A 24772-nucleotide genomic window follows, 5' to 3' on the forward strand; every position below is an offset into this window, starting at 1 on the left:
CTGTGGACGCTTATTTGGCGAACTCGACGTCGCACAAGTCGATGTCATCGGCTCGAGCCAACTCCGCCTCGACCCTCACTCCGCATTCCGGACAAAAGAACTCGCGCAGGCTCATTCGAGCCGCCGCCTGCGGGTCCGGCGAGACATAGCTGGCGCCCAGCTCATCGCCGGGAGTCTCGCGCCGGCGAAGTAGTTCCTTATAGGATTTCGCGCGTCCGAGGTCCGCGCCGCAGAGGCAGGACCACGCGCCCTCAGCGTGACGCAGCGCATCACCCACCCGGTCGGTGTCGGAGGCGTCATCGAGTGGAAAATCGCGTCGGGGCGCGTACCCGAGGCGGATCTGGCGGATGGCTGCCCGCTGTTCTGCTGTCGCTGCCGCGTCGGGAATCCCCGCAGAATCAAAGATGACGCCGTAGGTCGACGTCGCGGTCTCCACCGAGCACGCCCCCTCGGTAACGTCTTCGGCTACGCGGTTCGGGTCGCGCAAAAGCGGGTCCCCATGGCCGGGCGCGACGGGATTGGTCATCGACCACATGTCGCCTTCAGTCATCGGCGGGTGGCTGCCCCCGCTGTACGGTAGCGGCGTTTCCTTACCATCGAGCTCCGAAAAGTCCTGTGGGATGCGGCCCTCCGCGAGAACAGCGTCTGCGTGGACCTCGGTCTTGACCCGCATCCCCCCGAGCGATCCTGCGTTTGCACCCCACAGGCCTTGTGTCTTGGGAATCGTTTCATTCTTGTAGAGCGATAGGACGGCGGCGTCAGCCCCGTGCATCATGTAGCCCACCTCTACACCGCGACCGCCGCGGAACCGGCCGGCACCTGCGGCGCCACCGGACACGAGACGGCGATACAGCGCGATGACCGGACTGCTCTGCTCGTTGTGCTCAACGTTGGCGCCGATGCCTTCGGGTATCCAAAAGTGCCCGCCCGCATCGACGCCGTCCTCGTCGGCACGTGCCGCGAGCGCTCCAATCATGCCGTCGGCGTCGAACATCTGGAATGGGCCGTTCGTCGGCGTTGATCCCGCGCAGATAGCTCCGTAGAAGTTCGTCGTGTTGGGTCCGAGCGCCCGCGCGCGAACCGCCGGCGTGCCGCACGACATCATCTTTGCGACCGCAACCGCCGCGGCGTTGATGTTCAACATCGCATTGCGTGACCCGACCGGTCCCACGGCCGCAGGAAACTCGGCGCAGTTGAGCAACCCGGGTTCCAGGTCGAAATCGACGTTGGAATACACGCCCCCATAGCAACCCGACAGGTCGGAGACGAGATTCGCCGTGACCGCGGCCAGCACCGCACCTGAGAAGGCCCCGAATCCGCAGTTCAGCGAGCCGGCTTGCGGGTCAGTGCCCCGGTTGTCGATCACCAGGCGCCCACCCTCTTTGGTGACGCCGACCTGAATCCGGTACACGCCGTCGTCCCCCGGGCGACAGGTTTCGGCGTACACCCGATGTACCCAACGCCCATCGGGAATCTGGGCCAGCCGCTCCTCGAAAAGCTGCCGAGCCGCGACCATGGTGCCGCGCATCACCGCTTTGACGGCTCCGGCGCCGTACTTGGCGACCAGGGCGCTGAGTTGGTCTCGCGCCCGGCCGCAGGCCGCGACGCTCGCGCGCAAATCCATCCCCACCATGGGGGATAACCGGCTCGAACGGGCGAACAGGTCGGCGATGTCGTTGCGAATCTGGCCGCCGGACATCACCTTGGTGGGCGGCAGGCAAATGCCCTCATGGTAGATATCGTCGGCAGCCTCATCGGTGCTGCCCAACTTGATGCCGCCGAGGTCGAGATGGTGCATCGTGTTGGTGACCCATCCGAACAGCCTGCCGTCGACAAACACCGGTGCGGCGATACAGGTATCGGGCTGATGCGGTGAGCCGACGTAGGGGTCGTTGGAGATGAACATGTCACCCTCGCGGATACCAGGATTGGCCGCGCGGTGCTCGAGCGTCCACTTCGCGATCAGCGAACTCGCAGTGGCGAAATACTGCAGTCCGGGACCCATGAACGGCACATCGCCGTCTTCGGTCAGCAAGGTCGTTTGCATGTCGCGGGTGATCATCACCGCGGGCGAGATCGCCAGCCGACACAGCAGCGATGCATGCTCGAAGTTCAGTTGAAGCAGCGAATACCGGATGACTTCGTAGGTGACCGGATCAAGATCCTCGGCCACGTCGGTGTGAAGCAACAGATCCGGTGCAATGGTCAACCGAGCCCCAGGCATGTAGGGGCGCTGCACCCCGTCCCAGTACCGGGCTGGTGGGGCCGCTTGAACTGTTTGGCTGTCCGCCGTCACTTCGCCTCCAAAGACTGCAGCAGGAGATTGCCCCACAGGTCACGGGTCAACCGGTGTCCGGGCGGCACCGAAACCGAGGTATGCGGCAGTTGCACGATCGCCGGACCGTCAACTTGGCTGTCGGCAGCGAGATCGGCGCCGTCCCAGACGAAAGTGGTCACCCAGTCCATTTCGTCGGGCCAGAACACGTCCTTTGTCGCGTGGTGACTATGGGTCGATCCGCCTGATTGTGACTGGGGACGTGCCCCGGAGTCGACCCGCGCGCGAACCCGTAGTGCGAAGGCCTCGATTCCATGGAACAACGACACCGCTCCGGAACCATAAAGCCGCGAGTAAGCGTCGGTGAAACGAGAGGACAGCTCCGCCGTCCATTTCTCGGCGTCGCTGTCGGGCAAGGAAAGCCGGATGCTGTACGCGTACTGCTCGGCGTAGCGCAGTAGGGCAAAGCGGTCGAGCAGTATCTGACCGTCGTCGAAACCGGCCTCCGTCAGCGCCTTGGATGCTGTCGTTTCCAGTTGATACAGCAGGCGATCGAACTCTTCGTGATCGAACGGGGCCGGAAGCAGGCACTCGGTATCGAAGTACCGGAATACGTCGCTCGACGCAATTCCATACGCGGACAATGCCGATGCGCCGTTTCCCAACGGGACGAGGACCCCGGCCGCTCCAAGGTCGGCGGCGAACCCCCACGCATGTACCGGGCCGGCGCCGCCAAATGCGTAGATCATGAACTCACGCGGATCCAGTCCCTGCTCGACGGTGCGTTGTCTAATCAACGTCGCGGCGTTGTTGTTGTTGATGCGCAGAATTCCGGCCGCGGTCTCCTCGACCGAAAGTCCCAACTCGGTACCCAGCTCGGCCAACGCGACGCGAGCGGCGTCGCTGTCCAATGACATTGTGCCGCCCAAAAATCCGGCTGGATCGAGTAGCCCAAGCACCAGATCGGCATCGGTGACTGTCGGCTGAGTACCACCACGTCCGTAGCACACCGGGCCGGGATAGCTACCTGCGGAGGACGGGCCGACTCGCAGCGATTTGGAGTAAGGATCGATCCACGCCAACGAACCACCGCCACAAGCGATCGAGCGCACATCGAGCGCCGGTGCGCGGTACGTGTACTGGTCGATCACGCGTGCTTCGGCGAGCACCGGCTCGCCTCCTACGACCATCCCGACATCAAAGCTCGTGCCGCCCATGTCCGTTGCCACAACGTGGGGATGCTCCAGGGTTGTCGCAAGACCGGCTGCGGCGGCCAGGCCGCCGGTCGGGCCGGAATCGAGGGTTGCCAGGGGGACCTCGACCGCGGTGGTCACCGGAACCACGCCCCCATGGGACTGCATGATCAAGAGCTCGTTGCCCAGTCCACGACTGCGCAGCCGGTGCCCCGTCTCGATCATGTACTTGCGGCTCGCCGGACCGATGTAGCCATTGAGCACAGTTGCCACGGTGCGCTCGAACTCGCCGAGCCGCGGCGAAACCTGTGAGGACAGGCTGAGGAACAGATCCGGTCGGATGTCGCGGGCCAGCGCTGCGATCTGTTCCTCATGGACAGGGTTCTTGAACGACCACAGCAGGCTGATCGCCAGTGCGTCGATCTGCTGCGATTCGAGGAACTCGGCGAGCTGAGCGCGAACACGTTGCGGGTCGGGAGCGACCAGCACCCTTCCGTAGCGATCGACGCGTTCATCGATCTCGAGAACGGAGTCGGGTGCGACGAGCGCCGCAGGCTTCTTGGTCTTTTGCACGTCGAAAACACGGTCGATCGGCAGACCCGCCACTCTGCCTGCGCCCCGCATGATTCGAAGGTTGTCGCCGTGACCTCGCGTCGTGATCAGACCGACGCGGGTGCCCTTGCGCTCGACAACCAGGTTGGTGCCGATCGTCGTGCCATGGCTGAACCGGTCTGTTGACTGCAACAGCGTCTCGACATCACGACCGAGACTCTCGGCCAACAGTGCCACGGCTGTCATGACCCCGTCAGCGGGGTTGGTGTCGTGCGTGGACAGGGTCTTTGCCTGTGCGAATTGGCCGTCCGCGGTAAGAGCGATGCCGTCGGTGAAGGTTCCGCCGATATCCACGCCGAGTCTCACTGAATCCGCCTGCATCAGTTCCTCATTTCGGTGGACTCGCGGTCTCGCTCACCCAGTCGGATTGACGTGTTCGGGTCATGGCCCGCTCGAAGCTCGGCCTTCGGCACCTTGCCCATCGCCGTGCGAGGCAGTGCGTTTTCGCGGAACTCGTACCACCTTGGTCGCTTGTACGGGGCCAGCCGTTCCAGACACCACGCGTCGAGGTCCTGGGGTTCGACCGGACCGTCGATCACCACAACTGCCTTCACCGCCTCGCCCCAGCGTTCGTCGGGGACGCCGATGACGGCCACCTCACTGACCCGAGGATGCTTCAGCAACGCCTGCTCCACCTCGATCGTGTAGACGTTCTCGCCGCCCGGCTTGACCATCTCCTTCAACCGGCCGACGAAGTACAGGTAACCCTCCTCGTCGAAGCGCATCAGATCGCCGGTGCGAAGCCAGTTGTCGCGTGTCGCCGCAGCCGTCTCCGCCGGCAGGTTCCAATAGCCGGCCATTGTGCTGGCGCCACGTAGCGCCAACTCCCCCACTGTGCCGACCTCGACCAGAACACCCGCATCGTCCAACAGAATTGCGTCGGTTAGCGGCAGCGGGCGTCCTATGGTGTCTGGCCGAGTGACCTCGTCGTCGAGCGTGCTGCGAGTCGAATAGCCGCCCGCTTCGGTGCTGCCGTAGATCCCCGCGAACTCGGCCGAGGGCAGTTTCTCTGCCAAGAGGTTGAGCGTGTCAACCTTTTCCATGCCGGCACCACCGAGAACCATGCGTAGGCCCGTGCCGGAGTCGGCGGCTGCCGGGTGCTGCAGAGCGGCCGCCAGGCCAGCGGGGAACGCGGCGACCGTTACCCCATGCTCACGGCAGCTCGCCCAGATATCGTCTGCAGACGGTGATACCGGTAGGACGACGGTGCCGCCCACAGCGAAAGCGGTCAAAGCCTGCCCTACTCCCGAGACGTGGAACAGCGGGTTGGCGATCGTGAACACGTCGCCGTCGCGGAAGCCGAACCCCATTATCTGGTTCGAAACAGTTGCGAGCCAGGCTGATTGGCTCAGCAAACATCCTTTCGGGCGGCCCGTCGTGCCCGAGGTGTAGAGCTGGGTCAGGGTAGATCGGGCGTCGGGCCGGGGCCCGGCCGGCGCGCCCACATTTTGATTGGCCAGCTCGTTGAGCTCCGGGCCGGTCTGCCAGACCGTGTGTTCGAACAACCCAGCGTTCGTCGCCACCGTGACCAGTTCCGGGTCAGTCACCGCGAAACGTGAGTCGGCATCCTCCACTTGGAAGCGGATTTCGTCGGCGATCAACCGCACGTTGATCGGTACCAACACGGCACCAATCCTCGAGCATGCAAGCAGGACTTGTAGGTACTGCGCGGAGTTGGACGCAAGTAGCGTGATCCGATCACCGGCTGCGACCCCGGAAGCCGCGAACCCCGCCGCCAACCCGTCCACCAGTCGGTCCAACTCGCGGTAGGTGATCGCACCGTCGGCATCTTGGATGGCGACGCGGTCAGGATTGCGCCGGGCTCGTCTGCCGACGAGATCAGCGACGACCAATTCTGTGGAGACCATCGGCCCCTTTCCGATCGAACTATTGACGCGACGTACTCCGGCCGGCGAATGCACCAACCAGGTTATAGTATTCTCTCCACCTGCGGTAGCGATAAGTCGAATTCCGTATGCGTCAACGCCGACACGGGGCTGCCCTTACTGCCCACAGACACCACCCGGCTGAGCGGACGGAGTTCGAAGTTGCACCGGCACCCGGCATCCCGTCCGGTTCGGGTCAGTCCAGTGCGCTGACCTTCACGCGCACGCCGTTGAGAATCGACATCGCCGCCAGCGGTTCCAGGGCGCCCGCCCCGCTGGCGGTCAGGGCGTTGAAGTTGGCACCCCCGGTGGCATTGGCGTGCTGCCAGTTGCCGTCGCCGTTGTGCCCCCAGCCGTGCGGGAGGCAGACGGCTCCGACGATGACCGTGTCGGTGCTCGACAGTTGTGCCCGCACCGCACCGGTGGCGGATTCGATGAGGACCGTGGCGCCGTCCTGCAATCCGAATCGCTGCACATCGTCGGGGTGCATGAGCAGCGCAGGCGCGACCGCCCGCGGGTTGAGTCGACGAGAGTTGTGCGTGAACGAATTGAGCGAGCGCAGTTCACGGCGGCCGAAGAGCCGCAGCGGATACGGCCCCACGGCGGCGTCGCGCACCTCGTCGAACAAACCCTGCGCCACGGTGATGATCTCCGGCGGCGCAAGGTTCACCCGGCCGTCGGGCCGGGTGATCACCCGTTCCAGCACACCGGTTTTCACCTCCTCAGCCACCAACACGCCCCGCGGACGAGACAGCAGGCGACGCCGGCTCAGTCCGCCGCGGCGAAGACCGAGACGGTCGCCGGCGGAACCGAAGCGCAGCATCATGTCCAGCATCAGCGCGGGCGTCAACCCACGGGCGAACCGGCCCAGCCGTCTGATCAGTGGCGAACTGGACGCAACGAGGCCGAGCTGGGCGCTGATGTCCCGGATGATCGTCCACTCCTCGCGAGCCTGACCCAGTGGCGGCACCACTGCCGGGGTCCACTGCACGAAAGTGCGGTATTGGTAGGGCAGCACCAGACCATTGACGTCCTCTCGTTCGAGGAAGGTGGTGCTCGGCAGGATGTAGTCGGCGGTGCTGTTGGTTTCGTTGATGTACAAGTCGATACTCACCATGAGGTCGACGGTCTCGAGCGCAGCTTTGAGGGCCGGGCCGTTGGGGACCGACAGCACCGGGTTCCCCGCGCTGACGAACATGGCGCGGATCTGGCCCGGGCCCGGTGTGGTGATCTCATCGGCCAGGATCCCGGCGGGCATCATGCCGACCACGTCCGGGTAGCCACCGATCCGGGTATGCCTGGCCCCGTAGGTGTCGAACCCGCCGTTTCGAGCGATCCCCCAGAAGTCGATCGGCGGTGTGGTGAACACGGCGCCGCCGGGGCGGTCCAGATTTCCGGTTACCACGTTCAGCGCGTCGAGCAGAAAGTTCACCAGCGTTCCGTAGCTGCCCACGCAGGCGCCGACCCGGCCGTACACCGCCGCGCGCGGGGCCGCCGCGAGACTGCGGGCCAGGTCCCGGGCAACGGCCGCGGGCACACCCGAATGCTTCTCGGTCGCCGCGGGTGTGAAGGACTGCACGGCCTGCCGCAGCTGCGGCAGACCCGTCGCGATCGCCGCGGCCCTCGGGTGCTGGAGCCCGTCGGCGAAGATGACGTTCAGCAGCGCCAGCAACAGCCACGCGTCACCGTCGGGCAGGACGGCGACATGCTCGAAGCGTTCGGCTGTCTCGGTGCGGCGTGGATCGACGATGACCACCCGGCCGCCACGCTCCACGATCTCCTGCATGTCGACTCGAACCAGACCCCCCTGCATCAGGGAGCCATGTGAGACAAACGGGTTGGCGCCGACCATCAGCAGGAAGTCGGTCCGCGGCAAATCCGGGATGGGAACGCTGACCGGTGACCCGTACAGGAAGTACGAGGCCGCGAAACGGCTGCTGGTGTCTTGGGATGCGGGACTGTAGAAGTGCGGACTACCCAGCGCGTCCATCATGCCCTTGGCAAAAAAATAGTGGCCGATGCTGTATGCCGCGGGGTTGCCCTGATACATGCCGATCGATTCCGGGCCGTATCGATCGATGACGTCACGGAGGCGGGTCCCGATCTCGGTCAGCGCGGTGCTCCAGGTGATCGGTTCGAATCCGCCCGACGCGGTGCGTTTCAGGGGCGTGGTGACCCGTTCGGGATCGTACTGAATTTCATGGGCCGCCAGCCCTTTCGGACAGGCAAACCCACGGGTCAGGGGATGTTCGCGATCCGCCCTGATGCGAGTCACGATGCCGTTGTCAACGGTGACCCGCAGGCCACACATCTGCTCACACAGCCGGCAGAACGTGATCTTCTCTTGACTAGTCATGGCAAATCCGCTCCTCGAGTGCGGCGCATACGCGGACCTGCCTGTCGGCGGCTGCTCCGGCTCACTATTATATAACCAGGTTATTGGTTAAAATGGCAGTCGGGACGGGCAGTGACAGTAACGGTTTTGGTGGACACCTCAGCCCGATTCGGTCGGCGTCGATAACGGTGGTGCCGAAGAGTTCTCCGATACCGACGCCGTGCACCGTTAGGGCGGCTTGCCCCGACGCGCCGCGGAAGGGGCTCGCGGCAAGCGGTGACCGGACTGGATCGAACGGCCCACATCGAGTTTCTGAAGGGTGAGCGTGACGACAGAAGATGGGATGCCCACCGGTGTCGGCCCAACGGTCGACGCTGCGCTGCGCGGGCTGATGATGCCCCTGCACGAGGCAATGGAGACGCAGCGGGCGATCCGGCGCTTGCACCCCGACCCGGTAGACGATGCCGTTCTTCAGCGGGTGATCGAGCTCGCCACCAAGGCGCCCAACGGCGGTAACGAGCAGAAGTCCGTTTTCGTCGTCGCCAAAGACGCGGCTGTACGGGCGGAGTTGGCCCGCCTGAACCGCAGCGGGTTTCCCCTGATGTCGTTGTACTACCGTCGGCGGGTGCGCACCGACCCGGCTTGGGCCCGCACGTGGAAGGCGATCGAGTGGCAGCGCGACCACTTCCACGAAATGCCAGTCGTAATCGTTGTGTGTTGGACGGGTCGAATCCCGCGGCGGCCGATCATGCTCAACTCCGCGCCATACGCATCGGTGTATCCGTCGACGCAGAACTTGTTGCTGGCCGCGCGTGCCGTCGGTCTGGGCGCGGGCTTCATCTCGCTGCCCCTGTGGCGGCTCGGCAGATTGCGCCGCATTCTCGGCCTGCCCCGCAGCGTCACGCCGGTGGGCGTGATTCCGCTCGGCTGGCCGCGGGGCAAATACGGACCCAACACCCGCCGACCGATAGGTGAGGTGACCCATATAGACCGCTGGGGAAATCAACCCTGGTGAGCTTCCGCTGGCTGAGCCGCGTCGCCGTTACGGCGGACTGAGCCACGTTCCCTTCGGCGTGACGAAGAACTTGTACGGACCGCGCGAACAGTAGGTGCCGGAATCGGCCATCGTCGCGCATCGCGTGCCGTTGTACTCGATGTAATTGCGGGGCGCCAACTCGCGTTCGGCACGGCCTGGCGGAAACTGAACTCCGAGCAACCAGTCGTACCGGGTGACGACGTTTCCGTTGACCCAGCCGACGTTGGTGGTACCGGGTGGTGCACCTCGGATGTCACCCGTGCAGCCGAAGCTCCCGCGGTCCCAGATTCCGCAGTTGAGTCCAAGCGGCGTGGAGAACCACACACCGCCCGCACTGGCGGTGAAGTAGTCGTCGTATCTCACCAGGTTGTAGGACCTGATAATCAAATCGCTGTCCGGATACGGATTCGCGGTCGGCTCCGAGTGTCCTGCGGGAGAAGCGATCAACATCAGGCCGGCCGTGAGGACGGCCGCGCCGAGTAGGTGACGGCTCAGGCTGAGTCGCTGCGGTCTAGGTGTCATGGCAGGTTTCCCGGCGATGATTGGTTCACCGATCGATGCGGCACACTGCCGTAGCACGTCACATTGCCGACATCGAGGATGCTCTCGCAAAGTAGCTCATCGCCCCGATAGATGCGCACCGTCACGAATTTTCCGAGCAGGACCCGCCCGACGGTCGCCGCCGTGCGGAAGTTCGGTCGCCAATCCGCCCGCAACTCGGCACCGTCCGCCGTCGGACTCGTGGCGTCCAGTACTGGAACCGTCAGTCGCCATGGCAGCGGAACATGGTGGAGTTGATGCTTGCCCGAGATGTCGCGATACTGGAGGCTGGCCAACCCGCCCACTGAATCCGAGAAGATCTCGTAGGTGACCATGTCCTGCGCGTGTGCGACCGGTGCCTGAATCACGCCAGCAAAACCGCAAAGAACCGAGACGACCATCAGCGCGATTCGCTTCATGATGCCAGCACCACGGTGCTCATGATCCAGCCGGCTGAATTCCCCTGCAGCACACTGACCCCGACGTCGCTGTAGGAACAGTCTGGAATCTCGCGATAACCCTGCAGCAACAGGGCCTTGATCGAGTCGGCTTCCTTCTTTCCGGCGCCGTATAAGATTTTGGATTTGCTGGCTGGATAGCCCAGGTCCTTCAGCAGTGGCGTCGCGTCGGGCACCGGCACGGCGCGCGATCCCTGGTCGAGCCATATGTCGTTGGACTTGTTGATCACTTCCGCGGCCTCCGCAACGATCGGGTCATCCCGAAGCGGTCCACAAGATGCTTCGCGCGCCGCTTGAACAGCCGCCCTGAGCTTGTCAACCGTGTCCGCCTGTACCGGCGGTGCCAGCGCAGTTCCAGCGATCACGAAAGTCAGTATCACCGCCGACAACCCTTGCTGGCGAACGGGTCTGCGCGTCATCACGTCCTCCTATTCGCACACATGCGAGCGGTGGATGTCGCTGCCCCACCGCTTCGCCTTCTGCACCGACGGACCGGTGAACCAATTTGGCTGATGGGCCAGTATCCCGTTGTTGACGTTGTACAACTGCTCCCACAGCTTGTAGAAGGACTCACCCTGATAGATCGGAAAGTAGTTGTCGCCGAACGGATTCTGGGACTGGGTCAATGCCTGGGCGCGCGGTGTCAGGAAGTCAACGGACCGGGTGATGTTTCCGCTGACGATGTCGACCTGCTGCGCAATGTTGTCCCGGGTGTAGTCGTAATCCTTGCCGTCGGGGCCAATCCGGTTGAACTGCAGGCGGTCGATCTGCGCCCGCAGGGTGGCGTACTGAAGGTTGTACCACTGACACATCTCCCGCATCGCCGTGATGTCGGCGTCGGTGACCCTGTTCCTCGTCTGGTCGTAAGGAAACGGGAACTTCGGCTCCCAACCGGATGCGACCGGTGTGACCACCGGCAGGGGGCGGATCAGATCGCGGTCGGAAGGCGGGGGCGGTGGATCACCGGGGCTGGCGCCGGCGGACGCCCCTGAGGCGATGGCCGTCACCGCCAGGGCTACCGCGCAGAGGGTGGTGCACCGTCGACGCACGCCGAGTCCTGTTGAAACACGACCGTTCAGCGTTATCACCATGACCTCAGTTCTCCCCGCATCCCGGTGTCAGTTCGGCTCCAGCGCCGAGCCGACACCGCCGACATCCGTGATCTGCCAGTCGTTGTTGCTATCGATCGTCGTGCTGTAGGTCGCCGTGGATTGCAGCGCCTCCGGTGACTGAATGGTCTTCGTTTGCACACTGACGAAGCTGTCTACGACATAGACGCCATCGTTGCTCGACCTGACCTTGGCGACTAGCGGTCGGGCACTCGAACTCCACTCCAGCGGCACGAGGACCTGTTCCATCGATTGCGCAGCCTCGGACAACTTCTTGTTCAACTCCGGGGTCGTGCCTGCGACGAGCTTGACCTTCCACGCCTGAAGATCCTTGTAGTCCATCGTCGCCGCATTCACTGCGTAATCGAGCGCCATCTTCTCCGCGCGCGAGTTGTTCGCCGACTGAGCGGCCTGTGCGTCGAGTTGGCTGCGAGCGTCGATGTACAACCAGCCGACGGCGGCGACCGCCGCGATCAGCAACACAATTACCCCACCGACCACCAGACTGCGCACGGTCACCGAAATCGAGTGCGGCGTGCGCTTCGACTTCGCCTCGGTCGGCGCCTCCTCAGCCGTCACCGTGGCCGTTTCCTCCGGTTTGGTATCAGCCGGCGTCCCCTCAACCGCCGTCGTGTCTTTTGCGGTCGCAGCAGATTCTGCGGGGTCTGTGCCGGAGGTGGCCATGGTCTTACCTTTCATCGAACTGTGCCCGTGCCGAACACGCGCTCATCGGTGCCGGCGTCACGGCGTGACACGCAGTGTGATGGCTCCATCGGACGGAACTGTCCTGAGCACGTTCTCCAAGAACTGACCGGTGTCGAAGTTCATCAACGTCGCGGCGATCATGTTCAACTTCGGTTGGAATGCCTCACCCAACACCTTGAGATCACCACCCCGATCGTCGAGGAGCGCCTGTATACGCGCCATCAGCTTGTTCAGATTAGACACATTGTGCGGTTCGCCGCGGTTATCGAGGATCGGCACGTGCTTCATGAAGTCCTGATAGCCCTTGCTGAACTCCCGAAGTTGCGGCGTGAGGCTGATCAGGATCGGACTGACCCATTCGGCATTCTTGAGCAGCGTCTCGAAGTTGCCGAGCAGGAGCCGCCCGCGACCGTTCATCTCTTCGACGGTGTTGTTGAGCAGAACACTAGTGCGGGAGAGGCTGGGCAACACCATAGTCGGGTCCGGTAGCGCCGCATCCGTTTCGCCGATCACGCTTTGCAGGGCGCCGGGTTCCATCTGATTGAGCAGCCGCGTCACGCTAGTCGCCAACTCCGAGACCGAAGCCGGCTGCACAACTTCCTCGGTAGAGAACCGTTGGCCGCTCTGCAGTACCGGACCACCCTCACTGCGCGGCATCAGCCCGATGTAGGACTCACCCAACGCTGACAGATTCTCCAATCGCACCTCGGTGTCGACTGGAATCTTCTGTTTACCGGCGACGTAGAAGTCGACAGTCGCCGACTGAAGTGACGTGCCGGTGCCGGTCACCTTGCCGACGGGCACGCCGCGCAGCAGCACATTCGATCCGACCACCAGCCCGTTGATGTCCGGGACGTCCATGGACAGCGTGGTTCGATCGTCGGGGGGAGCGACACGCAGTCCGAGCGTGGCGAAGTACCCGAGAACGAACACGACGATCGCACCGAAAGCCAGGAACGAGATCACGTCGCGCAGTCTCACGGCGTTTCTCATGGCATCGCCCCCAGTATCCGCAGCACCTCTTGCACATTGCCCGACAGCTCGCGCCCGTCAGGTCCGATGATCGACGTGATGTTGATCGCCGGGTACTTGTCCTGCGGAAGGAACGAGTCGGTGAAAAGCTGTCGCCACTTCGGTATTTCGTCTTCGACTGCCACCTTCGAGTGCTGAACCGCGTCCATGGTGTCCGCCATCGAGTTCAAGAACGGGACCAGCCAGTACCCGCCCGAGCCAATGCTGCCGACGCCGGGCAGCAGGGTGGCGACGTAGTTGCTGAGGGCGATGAAGCGCTCCATGTTGAGCTGACCTTCGGGTGAGAGCAAGAAGTCGAACTCAGGTATGTGCGCATTCAGGGTGGCGGCGGTTCGCGACGCCCCGTCGAACAGTTCGTCTACCTGATCGAGGTTCTCCGACAGCGCGGCGAGGCTTTCGTCTACCTGCGCCGTCAGCCTACGCACCTCGGCACTGGACGGGGTGACGCGGTTGAGCCGAATGACGGTGTCCTGTGCGCGTTGGATGGACCCACTCGACGTGAAGTTCGCGAGGCTGGCAATCGTGTCCTCCAACTGTGGCGGAGACGTCGTCTGGGCAAGGGGAATCGACGCGCCCGGCGGTAGGTCGGGCGCGGGCGGAATCCCGATCTGGGGGCGCTCGAGCGCGACGTAGATATCGCCGAGGACCGTCGTCTGCTCGAGGACCGCCTGGACATTCGACGGGATGGCGATGTCGCGACCGACACGCGCCGTGACCTTCACGAAGTCGGGGGTCAAGGTCATATCGGAGACGACGCCGACGGTCACCCCGTCGAGCATCACCTTGGTGCGTTCGGGGAGGTTGAGGACACTCTCGAACTCCATCACGATGTCGTATCCGTCACCGAAAGACGCACCCGGGCTGGGGATCGCGTTGAAGTTGGCGGATGCACACGAGGAAAGCGCCAGAGCGCAGGCGGCTGCGATCGCGGCCCGCGCGAATCGCCGGCTCATCGGTTCGCCTGCGTCAGAACGTACTGAAGTAATGCGACGTCCACCGCATATGGCGTGCCCTGCACATTGGCGCAACTGCCCGGCACCGACGCATTCATGATGTTGCACTGCAACACACCGTCCGGAGTGCGGACGCGGTAGAGCGGTGGACGGTACCGAAGGGTGTCGGGCTGGTGGCTGTTGACCTGGTTCACCATTCCGTTGATCAGGCGAGGCGCCACATTCAAGATGCTCGCGTAGAAGGGGGCGCGTGGCGTCATCTTCCTGATCGCGACCGACACCGCGTCGAGTGTCTGCTGAATCTGCGGGCCGAGTTGGGACTCGAGATCTGCGGCCATCGTGAGAATGGGGATGATGCCCTCGTAGGCCTCCGTTGTGTGCCAGCTGACGGTCACGAGCTCCGGTGCGATGAACTCGGCGTCGGAGAACACGCCTTTCAATATCGGTTCGAGATCGACCAAGGTGGACGTCAACAGACCGAGGTTGGTGGTGATGGAACCCAGATCGCCGATCGCCTGGTCGGGTGAATCCAGCACCGACGCCGCGGTGGTCAGCAGCATGTTGGCGTTGGGCCCTTGGCCGCGCAGCGCCTCTTCGAAGCCCTGCACGACACCAGCGACGTTCGTCGACTCCGCCGGGCTGATCGAGTTGATGAAGTCGGTCGACGCGCCGATCACCTCCGACAGACTCTTCGGCGTCATCGAGTGGTCAAGCGAAATGCACTCGCCGACAGCTAGTTTCGGCCCCTCCTCATAGTTGCCGACGAGTTCCAGTGACCTGTCAGCAAGGATCGAGGTCGATCTGATGACCGCTTTGACGTTGCCGGGTAGGGACCGCTGGGCATCGACGGTGAAGTCGACGCGGACCGAGGTTGCCGACGGGGTGATCGCAGATACCCTGCCGATCTCGTAACCCATCTGGCTGACCGGGTTGTCGACATACAACCCGATGCTGTCGGGCATGATTGCGCAGTACCGGGCGGACTGGGCCTCGCGCAACGACGCACACGAGCCGCACGCCAGCGTCGCGGCCACTGCGACCGACGCGGCCACCACGCGGCGACCGCGGCGAGAACGAACGGGGCTGGAACGCGTAGAGGCCATCAGCACGGACTCCCTGGAATCGGCATGCAAATGTCCGTGGCCAACAGCGCCGGGCTTGCATTCTGCGCATCCAGAATTCGGTCGAGCAAGTTCTGCACGCGCCGCAGTGCCCGGATGGTCAGGCCGTTTCTCTCCACGAACAACTGCCCCTTGTGCAGATACTGCTGGATTTTCTCGACGAACTGCGCTCGGTGGGCTTCATAGAAATCGCCGACGGTCTTGAGCTGCATGAGAGCCGTTCCCAATCCGCCGATCGTGCTCGTCATTCCGCCGTTGTAGAGCACCAGCGTCTGCGTCAGGATCGATACCTTCCTGACCAGCTGATCGAATTTGTCGCGGTAATTCGCGAGCGCCCGAATGTACTCGTCGGACATGTTGAGGATGTTGCTCACTTGTCCACGCTGTCGGTCCACCGCCGACATGATCGTGTTGCCTGCGTCGATGACGGTGGACACCACCTCGACGTTGGTGCCGGTGAGGCCCTGCTCGAGCTGGTTGAGCGACTCATTCAACGGTTTGGTGTCCACATTCTCAGTGATTTTGGTGGAGTCGGTCAGAGTGCGAATGAGGTTGTACGGCATTGTTACTCGAGCGAGTGGGATGGCGGCATCGCCCAGAGGGATGTCGCCGATCGACACCAGGTTCACGTAGTAGCCGCCGACGACGGTGAGCATCCGGACATCGACCTGCGACAGGTCACCGACGAAGGCGTCGTCATTGACCCGCGCAGTGACGCGGACCTGCTTCGCCTCGAGCGAGAGTCCCTCGACCTTGCCCACGGTGATACCCGCCATCCGCACGTCGTCACCGACGCGGATCGACGCCGCGTCATCGGTGTAGAAGCTGACGAGCTTGTTCTGACCGGGCGGGTGGAAATAGATGTAGGCCAACACGAGCGCCACCACGAGCGCGAAGGCGATTGCTCCGGCACCCCAGGTGATCGGGTTGCGCAGCGCTCTGGCCGGGTTCACCGATTGCATAACACCACCCTTTGACCGTTCAGCAGCACGTCCATCGTCTCCGGTAGTTGGAGGCGACCGCGCGAACACGGCTCTACCGCTTCGTCGTTCTCACCGGGCGGTCTGATGTTCTCGTTCATCACAGGGACCAACTTGAAGGCGTCGAAGAAGTTGTCGAGGTTGCTGAATGCCCGATCCAACGCCTCGTCGATATTGTTCCCCGGCTTGAGCCCCGCGCTGTTGAGAAGTCGCACGACCGGATCGAAGAAACCATGCCCGTACAGCAGGGACTTGCGGAACTCGTCCAGGATCGTCAGCGCCGCGTCCACCGGCTGATTGAACACATCGATGAGGTGCACGAACTGCGCTGACTTGCCTGCGATGGAGTCAGACACATCTGACAGATTTTGCATCAACCGCGACACGACCTCCTGGCGATTCGACACAAACTCCGTCAGGCTGCGCAAGCTGGCCAGCAGAGGTGCCAATCCACTGCCGTCGCCGGTCAGGAACGACGCCGCGTTCGCGGTGAAGGTGTTGATCTCCTCCGGGTTCAAGGTCGCCAGCACGGGTTGTAGACCGTTGAACAACGCAGTCACGTCGAACGAGGGCTGGGTCATCGCGGTCGGTACTGCCGTGATCAGATCGGCTGCCTGGTAACCCTGCGCAGCGTTGGTGACGTCGATGTAGCGGACACCGGTAAGGGCTTGAAACTTGATCGCAAGCCGCGTGATGGCCACAATGCCGTATTGCTTATCGAGGCTGAACGTCACGTTCGCGACGTTCTGCCCGTCACGATGCACGAGGTCGACGGCTTCGATCTTTCCGACGCGAACGCCACGGACCCGCACGTCGCCGTCAGGATGCAGTCCGGACACATCGGTGAAATCAGCGGTGTACGTGCGAGTCTCCATCGCCACGGGGTTGGTGAGGGTATTGGAGAGCAGGACGAACAGGCCGACCGCGACCGCGATAGCCAACCAGATACGCCACGATGAGGCCCACAGACTCATTCCGGACCTCCCAGCACGACTCCGAGGGGTGCGGCCACCCCAGGCAGACTGTCCAGCACGACGCGGACCGACATCGCACGCTGATCGCCGTTGCCTGCGTAAAGCCTCTCGAATCGGGAGCGCAACTCCGCGAGGTTCTGGGCGATGTCGCCCGGACGCAGCAGCACTGGCGTCGCGTCCGTAAGCGCTTTCATCCCGGATATCAGCGGGAACAGATCATCCACATGACTGCCGAGCAGTTTGCCCACGGCAGCGAAGAGACCCTGTGATGCGGTCCGACTGAATTCCGTGGTGACGTTCTGGAAGAACTCCTCGCTGACATCGGCCAGGTTCGGCACCGTCACACCCTCCAAGAAGGGCGGAGTGAGCCGCTGCGGGATCGTTGCCGCCGGCGGGAAGGTCTGACCGGGGTAGTAACTGTAATCGATGATCCTCCTGGTGGACTCGATCGCGACGTCGTTGAATTCCGGAAAGGCCGCGACGATCGATGTCGTGTTGGCCAGCAGTTGCGCGGTCGGAACGGTCCGGGTATCCGCTACCGCTTGCGTCACGGCGACCGCGGTTTCGAACAACGGATTAAGCCCATCGGTATACCGGGTGACACGATCCATGACCTGGATCAGCTGCGGCGTCAAGGAGGCCATCGACACGTCGCCGAGCTGGGATAGCAGCTCCGAAAGAGTGAAATTGCCCGTCGGCACAACGCTGACCTCACTGCCGTCGCGCAGTAGCTGTCCGCCGGGTTGGGGATCCAGGTTTACGCCTGGGACGCCGAAGTAGTTGATCGTCCGGAAGTCGACGCCCATCGAGTCGGTGAGGCCCTGCACCGGCTTCTTCTGCAGGTCCGTGACCAGCCGGACACCTCCACCTGCCGTATTGACTACATTCGAGACTTGTCCGACCTCGACGCCGTGCAGCACAACCGGTGTGCCCGCCTCGACGCCCTGCCCGACATAGGGCGTGTTGATCACGACGGAAAGCTGGTCGCCGCCCCGGCCACCGAACGGCTTCGCGTTGAAGAGAACCGCAGCCAGTGCGATGCACAGCAGCACCGCAAGACCGATGCTCGACAACACCCGTTCCTGGTACTTCGTTGAACCTCTCAGCATGGCAGCGCGCTATCCTTTGAACACGAACTCGGGTTGCAGACCCCACAGCAGCACGGTGGTCGTGACATCCAGGATCATGATCGTCACCAGGCTTGCGCGTACTGCTCGACCCGACGCCTCGCCGACACCCACCGGCCCGCCCGACGCGAAATAGCCGTAGTAGCAGTGGATCAACGTGGCCGCGACGCAGTACGTGGTTGCCTTGATCACCGAGTAGAGCAGATCTATAGGCGTCAGAAACTGGATGAAATAGTGGTCGTACGTTCCGCCCGGTTCACCGCTGAGCGTCACCACCGTGTCCATCACGAAGAAGGTCGCCACCAGTGTGAGCAGGTAACCCGGTACGACACAAAGCAGGCCGCCGATCATTCGCGTACCCACCACAAAAGGTATCGGCCTGAGGCCCATGACCTCGACCGCGTCGATCTCATCCGAGATCCGCATGGCACCGATCTCGGCGGTCATTCGTGTGCCCGCCTGCGCGGCGAACGCGATGCCGGCGACCAGTGGTCCGATCACCCGGACCGCCCCGACCCCGCCGATGAGACCCGCCAACGGTCCGAATCCGATGATGTTGAGGGTTGCGAGCGCCTCGATGGCCATGGAGGCGCCGACCGCCACACCGAGGATCAGCAGGACACTGATCGTGCCGCCGTCCACGATAAGCGAGCCTCTGCCCCACCCAAGGTTGATCGTCTGGGCCAAGGTTTGTCGCGTGTACCGGCGCACCGTCAACGGCAGGTAGAAGAAGGTCTGCCCGATGAACAGCACCCACTGACCCACTACGCGTAGGGGCTTCGTCACCGTGTGCGTTGTGAACACGCGGTTTTGCCACAGAACGGAGGGAGTCGCCATTACGCGATCGCCGTCGGAAAGAACATCGTCTGTATCTGGGTTATGGCCAGGTTCGCGAAAACTATGAGCACGACGTTGATCACAACCGCCGCGTTCACGGCATCGGCAACACCGCGCGGACCGCCCTTGGCTTCCATTCCTCGCAACGACGAGACGATCGCCACGATCGCGGCGAAGATCATGCTCTTTGCGATGGCGAACCATACGTCGGTCATCTTGGCGAACGTCCCGAACGAGTTCCAGAAGCTGCCGGTGGCCACATCGTTGACCGTGACCGAGAGCAGGAAGGCTGCGCCGGTCCCCGACGCGATGATGATCAGGCAGAGAATGGGCGCGATCAGGATTAGGGCCAGGAACCGCGGCACCACCAGGCGGCGCACCGGGTCGATACCGAGAACCCGCATGGCATCGAGTTCCTCACGCATCGCGCGAGCACCGAAGTCCGACGCGATCGCAGACGCCGCGGCGCCCCCCATCAGCAGCCCCGCGGTAATGGGCGCGCCCTGGCGTACAACGCCGACCCCGCTCGCCGCGCCGAGCAGGGCAGTGGCGCCGACCTGAGCAACCAGGCCGGATGTCACGATGGTGACCATGGCGCCGAACGGGATGGCCATCAGCAGCGCGGGAATCGCAGTCACCTTCAGCAGCACCCAGGCCTGCCACATGAACTCCTGCACCGGGAGCCGAAGTCTGACCGCGTCGAGGACTGCGTAACGCAGCACGTCGACGGCCAGACGTACGCCACGACCGGTGGTGCCCGCCGCGCGCGTCGGAACAGCGGCCGCCTTCGATGCCGTTTGACCCGCGTTGGCCACGGCCGAAGTCAAGACCTGCGTCGGGGCAGGACCTCCGACCAGTTTGGCCACGCCGCTCCCCTTTCTGCCTCATCTAGCGTCCGGAAGCCACCGGATCATTAAAACACTAACCAGGTTAGTAAATCATGGTGTGATGGTCACCACAAACCCCATTTCTATCCCGCGATACGGAGGAATTTACGTCTTTGTAAGCATCCGGGTGCAAGACCAGCAAATTTGACGTCATCGCGGGTAACGGCGACGGGTCTGCCTATACGCTGGCGCCACACGTCGATTTCGCCCCGCGCAAACGCAGGACGCCACCCTGCAGTAGATGAATTCAGTTCCGGCGCATAAGGGTCGACTTCGTACTCTCGGAAGGCCCCGTGCTTCACGTGCAGCCCGGCGAGTCCGGCGGAAATGAGTCCAAAGCACCCCGCAACATGTCACACTTGCGCCAGCAAGCGACGCGGTGCAGTGCGCAGCGGTCCGGAACGGAGCACCACCCCGGATCCGAGGACCGCGCCGATCGCGTGGGCAGGGAGGAGACAGGGTTGAACATTCCCAGGGATCTCTTGATGGGGTCGCTGCTGGCACTCGTCGTGTCCTTGCCCGGCGCGCCGCCTGCCCCAGCCGAACCATTGACGCCGCTATCGCCCGCCGAGATCGCGTACCTCGGGCAACTACGTCAAGTCTTCTCGGAATACCGCGATCCCACGGAGTTCCGCAGCGACGGAGAACTGTTGCAGCTCGGACGTCATGTCTGTCGACAGCGCGACATAGGCGTCGCCGGGGCCCCGGCGACGCTAGTCACGCCTGCCATCTCGCAACTGGCACTCATCTATCTATGCCCGTCCTGACCGCACCACACGTCCGGTCGTATCCGAATACTTATTTGCCACAGGGGAATTCACATGCGGAGAACTGCCAGTGCGATCGGCGGCGCGGTCATCGGAGCGTCGCTCATACTGTCGGCACCACCAGCACAGGCTGACAATCCCGGCTTCGTACGCGAAGCCAAGGCTCTCGGGTTCCAGCAGGCGGCAGCCAATCTGATCAGCACCGCACGTTCAGCATGTTATTTCCTCAGCCTCAACCGAGATCCTGGCCACGTCAGGGAGCGCATCTCTCGGTACTTGGCCGTCGACGCCGATCTGGGCAGAACCTTTTTCGCGATGTCAGTCAATGAGTACTGCCCGCAGTACCATGATCGAGTCGGCGGTTGAGCGGAAAGACTCGGCTTGAGCCAGCGACCCCCCGCATCTCCTGCTTTTAGTTCACCTGGTTATCTTATTTGAGCTTCCTTGGCTTCGCCGTTCAAGAAGCGCACAGTCAGCCCTTTTCGGCCTCGTACTTCTTGGCTCTTTTTTCGATGGCGCTCATCTGCGTCACCGCCAGCTCTTCCCGCACCTCGGTTGCGCGCGCGGCGGCGTCCAGCGTCGGCTGCGCCTGGCCCTGGAAGTGTGGAATCACCTCGGCCGCAAACAAATCCGCCGAAGGCCGGGTGGCCGTGGGGTTGGCCCACTCGTGACCCATCTGCGGCATGCAGCCGAAGCCACCCGACTCGTCCCGTAGCCGTTGCACCTGAGCTCGGGCTTGTTCCGGCGTGCCGATCACGCCGGCGCCCGCACCGTGGATGATGTCGATGACCTCGTCGATGCGCTCGCCCGGCATCTCCATCTGTGGGAAGGCCGCCACCTTCTGGAAGTAGCGGAACCACGGCTCGAGTCCGAACCGCACATCGGCGCGCGCCTGTTCCTCGGTTTCGGCGATGTGCATGGGACACACCAGCGACCAGTTCCTGCGGTCAACCGTGGCGCCAAATGCCGCCGCGCGCTCCTCTGCGATACCCCAGTGGTGGGCCAGCGCGTCGAATCCCTCGACCACCAACGTCGCGCCGATCGACAGCAACCCGATACCGTGCTTACCGGCCAATCGGGCGCCCGTCGGTGACGCCACGGCGGCGACCGCCAGCGGGATACCGCCCTCGGCGTAAGACGCGAGCTGAAGTCGAGCGTCGAACAGTTCGTGGCTGACGGTCTTGGCGGTGACGCTCTCGCCGGCCGGCAACCGCACCACGATGTCGAGGTTCGTCTCCAGCAACTCGCGGGTGTCGGTGGGCGTCAGTCCGATCATCGCCGCATCGGTGGGAAGCGACCCCGGCCCCATGCCGTCGATGATCCGGCCATTGGTCAGATGGTCGAGCAGCATCAGCCGGTCCGCCACCCATAACCGGTTGTGGTAGGCCAGCGAGATGACGCCCGTGCCGAACCGAATCCGCTTGGCCCGCTCGGCGGCCGCCGCGATGAACACCTCCGGCGAGCCGATGATCTCGCTTCCCGCCGAATGATGTTCGCCGATCCACGCCTCGTCGAATCCGAGCGCATCGAGGTGCTCGACGAACTCGAGGTCGCGCCGATCAGCGTGTCTGTAATGGGATCTAGCCAGATGCGAGCGCGGTGTTATCGACTTCGGTTAACACCGCGCCCTGGCGGGGCATGGGATGGATGCAGTCGACAGGGCAGATCGAAACACCGATCGCGTCGTTGCAGCATCGACCGGTGATCACATAGGTCACGACAGGCTCGCGTCCTTGTTCGGCGGCGCCGGATCGCGCTGGGTCGCCGGCGCGAGGCGCACGGCCGTGGAGTTGAATGCCGGAACCTGTGAAAACGGGTCGAGACGGGCATTGGACACCAACGCGTTGCGGTTGACCCCGAATGACTGCGGCGCTTCGCCCGATACCGGATCGAATACGCGGCTGCCCCAGCCGTGCGGCACGCAGACCACACCGGGGCGCATCGCGTCGGTGATCTCTGCTCGCAGCTCGACGCTGCCCACCGACGAGCTCAGCCGCACCAGGTCGCCGTCGTGCACGCCGGCACCGGCAGCGTCTCGGGGATGCACCTCCACGACGCTGGTCCGTTGGGCGGCGAAAAGCCCGGGCGACTCGTTGAGCCAGGAGTTCATCGCTTCGCGCACACGCTTGTTCACTAGGACCAGCGGAAACTCCTCATCGGTCGGCACGCGCGTCGCGAGCGCTGCACGCACCGCGTGAAGGTACGGCTCGGGCGCGGCGTCCACCCGTTTGTCGTCGGTGGCAAGCGCATCGGCGAGGTCGCCGAAGCGGGGTTCGCCGTAGAGCCAACCATGCGGATGGGCACGGATGTCACGCCACTTCAGCCGCCGTCCGGTGGCCACCAGAAGGCGTGACACCCACTCGGGATTCAGCGCCAACCCCCGCCGCCCCGTGTGTGCGGCCACCCACCGAGTCGCGCGCACCGCCCGGTTGACCCCGCGGCGCCCGAAAAGGTTGCGTCCCATCGCCAACGCGAGCTCGGTGAAGAACTCCCACTCCTCCATGACGCCGTCAGGCGGGTTGACCGCGCGCTGTGCGTACTGCACGAACGGGCGCTCCTGCACATTGGCCAGCAGTGGGCTAAGCTCTTCGCGTTCCAGCCAGTGCGTCCCGGGAATGAGCCAGTGCGCGTGGCGGTGGCTTTCCCGCTGCACGAGATCGACCGCGACAAGCAAGTCGAGATCGGCGAGCGCCGTGTCGAGCGCTTCGCCCTGCGGCCCGCTCACGACGGGATTGCCGAAGGCGATGATCATGGCGCGGATCTGACCATGCCCCGGTGTGGTGATCTCGTCGGGCAGCTCTGCAACCGAGTGATACCCGAAAATCGGCGGATTCCGACGCAACCGGGTGAGGTGCTGAATCGGCGACCCGAAAAGCCTGAGGACTCTTTGCAGGTCGACGTAGCCGCGCTCGTAGCGGCGCCCGCCGGGCCGGTCCAGGCGGTCGGTCACAATGTTCAGCAACTGCCCGAGCCACTCGGCGATCGTGCCGGACTCGCTGTGCGAGACGCCGGTGTGGCTCAGACACATGGCCGTGCGAGCGCCGCCGAAGCGGCACGCAATGTCTTCGATGACAGCGCGGTCGACGCCGCAGCGGATCGCGAGCCAGTCGAGGTCCGCCTCGGCGGCCAGCCGCTTGACGGCATCGATACCGGTGACCGGGACGGCGCTCGGCGGCTTGTCGAGGCCGCGTTCGAAGATGACCTTCAGTACGCCGAGTAGAAAAGCCCAGTCCTGCCCGGGCATTACGGCGACATGGGTACGCGCCTGTTCGGCGGAGGTCGAACGTCGGGGATCCACCACGATGACGTCGGCGCCGTCGCGCTGGCGCTGCAGCACCCGATTCCAGCCCGACGGGTTGCTGTCCAGCCAGTTGAACCGGCTTTGGGCAGGATCCATCCCGACCAGCAGAAAGCACTCGCAGGCGTCGATGTCGGGAACGAGCCCCAGATAGGCGGTCCCGTAGAGCTCTTCGTACACCAAGTGGGCGTTGTTCTGGTCGAGCGAGCCGACCCAGAACCGGTTCCCCGTCCCGAGCGCGTCGAGCAATCCAGTCCAGAATGTCGTGGTCGAGAACGAGAAGCCCATCGGGTTGCCGTGGTAGGTGGCAACCGCGTCGGGACCGCCTCGAGCGATGATCGCGTTGAGCCGCGCAGCGATGTCGGTGATGGCCTCCTCGTAGGTCGCCTCCACATACTTGCCGTCGCCGACCCGGCGCATCGGCCGGGTGATGCGGCGCGGATGCTCGATGACCTCGTTGGCTGTCTTGCCCTTCCGGCAGAAGTCGCCCCACGAGTAAGGGTTCTGCCGGTCCGGAACGATGGACAGCACGCGGTTTCTTGTTTCATCCACCGTGATCTCGATGCCGCAGTTCGTCACACAGATCTGGCAATAGGTGTTGACGGTCTTCGCCATCCCGGTCCTTCCGTCGCGGCGACGCCAAGCAG

22 protein-coding genes and 1 pseudogene are annotated in these 24772 nt (G+C 63.7%); 3 read left to right on the top strand and 20 right to left on the bottom strand.

Annotated elements, in window-relative coordinates:
* Positions 1-10: 10 nt before the first annotated feature.
* From ABQE44_RS11230 to ABQE44_RS11245, 4 genes are all read right to left on the bottom strand, one after another.
* Positions 11-2209, bottom strand: coding sequence for a hydantoinase B/oxoprolinase family protein (locus ABQE44_RS11230; protein WP_448429799.1), 2199 nt, complete (start codon positions 2207-2209; stop codon positions 11-13).
* Positions 2210-2292: 83 nt separating this feature from the next.
* A complete protein-coding gene (locus ABQE44_RS11235) occupies positions 2293-4401 on the bottom strand; it encodes a hydantoinase/oxoprolinase family protein (protein WP_448429801.1) in 2109 nt (702 codons plus the stop codon).
* Positions 4401-5948: a class I adenylate-forming enzyme family protein gene (locus ABQE44_RS11240; protein ID WP_448429803.1), complete on the bottom strand. Its 1548-nt coding sequence runs from the start codon at positions 5946-5948 to the stop codon at positions 4401-4403. The genes ABQE44_RS11235 and ABQE44_RS11240 overlap by 1 nt, the downstream gene beginning before the upstream one ends.
* 214 nt (positions 5949-6162) lie before the next feature.
* Complete coding sequence (locus ABQE44_RS11245; protein WP_448429805.1) at positions 6163-8322, bottom strand: molybdopterin-dependent oxidoreductase; 2160 nt, start codon at positions 8320-8322, stop codon at positions 6163-6165.
* Between the two features lie 304 nt (positions 8323-8626).
* Between ABQE44_RS11245 and ABQE44_RS11250 the strand changes: the two genes are divergently transcribed.
* Entirely contained in the window at positions 8627-9316 is a 690-nt protein-coding gene (locus ABQE44_RS11250) for a nitroreductase family protein (protein WP_448429807.1), read from the top strand.
* 27 nt (positions 9317-9343) lie between these two features.
* Here ABQE44_RS11250 and ABQE44_RS11255 read toward each other — a convergent pair whose 3' ends face one another.
* The 13 genes from ABQE44_RS11255 to ABQE44_RS11315 all read right to left on the bottom strand — a co-directional run bounded on the left by ABQE44_RS11255 (position 9344) and on the right by ABQE44_RS11315 (position 20000).
* Positions 9344-9859, bottom strand: a complete 516-nt coding sequence (locus tag ABQE44_RS11255) for a hypothetical protein (protein ID WP_448429809.1) — start codon at positions 9857-9859, stop codon at positions 9344-9346.
* On the bottom strand, positions 9856-10296 hold the full coding sequence (locus ABQE44_RS11260) for a hypothetical protein (RefSeq protein WP_448429811.1): 441 nt from the start codon (positions 10294-10296) through the stop codon (positions 9856-9858). Before ABQE44_RS11260 ends, ABQE44_RS11255 begins: the two co-directional genes overlap by 4 nt.
* Positions 10293-10754: a hypothetical protein gene (locus ABQE44_RS11265; RefSeq protein WP_448429813.1), complete on the bottom strand. Its 462-nt coding sequence runs from the start codon at positions 10752-10754 to the stop codon at positions 10293-10295. The genes ABQE44_RS11260 and ABQE44_RS11265 overlap by 4 nt, the downstream gene beginning before the upstream one ends.
* Before the next feature lie 9 nt (positions 10755-10763).
* Positions 10764-11384 (bottom strand): hypothetical protein, encoded by a 621-nt coding sequence (locus ABQE44_RS11270; RefSeq protein WP_448429815.1) that lies wholly within the window; start codon positions 11382-11384, stop codon positions 10764-10766.
* A gap of 69 nt (positions 11385-11453) precedes the next feature.
* A complete protein-coding gene (locus ABQE44_RS11275) occupies positions 11454-12128 on the bottom strand; it encodes a hypothetical protein (RefSeq protein WP_448429817.1) in 675 nt (224 codons plus the stop codon).
* Positions 12129-12185: 57 nt separating this feature from the next.
* Positions 12186-13130, bottom strand: a complete 945-nt coding sequence (locus ABQE44_RS11280) for an MlaD family protein (RefSeq protein ID WP_448429819.1) — start codon at positions 13128-13130, stop codon at positions 12186-12188.
* A gap of 8 nt (positions 13131-13138) precedes the next feature.
* Positions 13139-14134, bottom strand: coding sequence for an MlaD family protein (locus ABQE44_RS11285; protein WP_448429821.1), 996 nt, complete (start codon positions 14132-14134; stop codon positions 13139-13141).
* Positions 14131-15237, bottom strand: coding sequence for an MlaD family protein (locus ABQE44_RS11290; RefSeq protein ID WP_448429823.1), 1107 nt, complete (start codon positions 15235-15237; stop codon positions 14131-14133). The genes ABQE44_RS11285 and ABQE44_RS11290 overlap by 4 nt, the downstream gene beginning before the upstream one ends.
* The gene (locus ABQE44_RS11295; protein ID WP_448429918.1) at positions 15237-16217 is read right to left on the bottom strand and encodes an MlaD family protein; all 981 of its coding nucleotides are present in this window, start codon (positions 16215-16217) and stop codon (positions 15237-15239) included. Before ABQE44_RS11295 ends, ABQE44_RS11290 begins: the two co-directional genes overlap by 1 nt.
* Entirely contained in the window at positions 16205-17209 is a 1005-nt protein-coding gene (locus ABQE44_RS11300; protein ID WP_448429824.1) for an MlaD family protein, read from the bottom strand. The genes ABQE44_RS11295 and ABQE44_RS11300 overlap by 13 nt, the downstream gene beginning before the upstream one ends.
* Complete coding sequence (locus ABQE44_RS11305; RefSeq protein ID WP_448429826.1) at positions 17206-18285, bottom strand: MlaD family protein; 1080 nt, start codon at positions 18283-18285, stop codon at positions 17206-17208. Before ABQE44_RS11305 ends, ABQE44_RS11300 begins: the two co-directional genes overlap by 4 nt.
* A gap of 42 nt (positions 18286-18327) precedes the next feature.
* Positions 18328-19173, bottom strand: a complete 846-nt coding sequence (locus ABQE44_RS11310; protein ID WP_448429828.1) for an MlaE family ABC transporter permease — start codon at positions 19171-19173, stop codon at positions 18328-18330.
* The gene (locus ABQE44_RS11315; protein WP_448429922.1) at positions 19173-20000 is read right to left on the bottom strand and encodes an ABC transporter permease; all 828 of its coding nucleotides are present in this window, start codon (positions 19998-20000) and stop codon (positions 19173-19175) included. Before ABQE44_RS11315 ends, ABQE44_RS11310 begins: the two co-directional genes overlap by 1 nt.
* A gap of 521 nt (positions 20001-20521) precedes the next feature.
* Between ABQE44_RS11315 and ABQE44_RS11320 the strand changes: the two genes are divergently transcribed.
* Together ABQE44_RS11320 and ABQE44_RS11325 are read left to right on the top strand one after the other, a co-directional pair.
* The gene (locus ABQE44_RS11320; RefSeq protein WP_448429830.1) at positions 20522-20827 is read left to right on the top strand and encodes a hypothetical protein; all 306 of its coding nucleotides are present in this window, start codon (positions 20522-20524) and stop codon (positions 20825-20827) included.
* A 54-nt stretch (positions 20828-20881) separates the two neighbouring features.
* A complete protein-coding gene (locus tag ABQE44_RS11325; RefSeq protein ID WP_448429832.1) occupies positions 20882-21193 on the top strand; it encodes a DUF732 domain-containing protein in 312 nt (103 codons plus the stop codon).
* A 106-nt stretch (positions 21194-21299) separates the two neighbouring features.
* Here the strand turns inward: ABQE44_RS11325 and ABQE44_RS11330 are convergent.
* The 3 genes and pseudogenes from ABQE44_RS11330 to ABQE44_RS11340 all read right to left on the bottom strand — a co-directional run.
* A pseudogene (locus ABQE44_RS11330) lies at positions 21300-22391 on the bottom strand (LLM class flavin-dependent oxidoreductase); the annotation flags it as partial.
* A gap of 16 nt (positions 22392-22407) precedes the next feature.
* A complete protein-coding gene (locus tag ABQE44_RS11335; RefSeq protein ID WP_448429834.1) occupies positions 22408-22545 on the bottom strand; it encodes a hypothetical protein in 138 nt (45 codons plus the stop codon).
* Positions 22542-24740, bottom strand: a complete 2199-nt coding sequence (locus tag ABQE44_RS11340; RefSeq protein WP_448429836.1) for a molybdopterin-containing oxidoreductase family protein — start codon at positions 24738-24740, stop codon at positions 22542-22544. Before ABQE44_RS11340 ends, ABQE44_RS11335 begins: the two co-directional genes overlap by 4 nt.
* Between the last annotated feature and the right edge of the window lie 32 nt (positions 24741-24772).

This window comes from Mycolicibacterium sp. XJ2546, assembly GCF_053483195.1.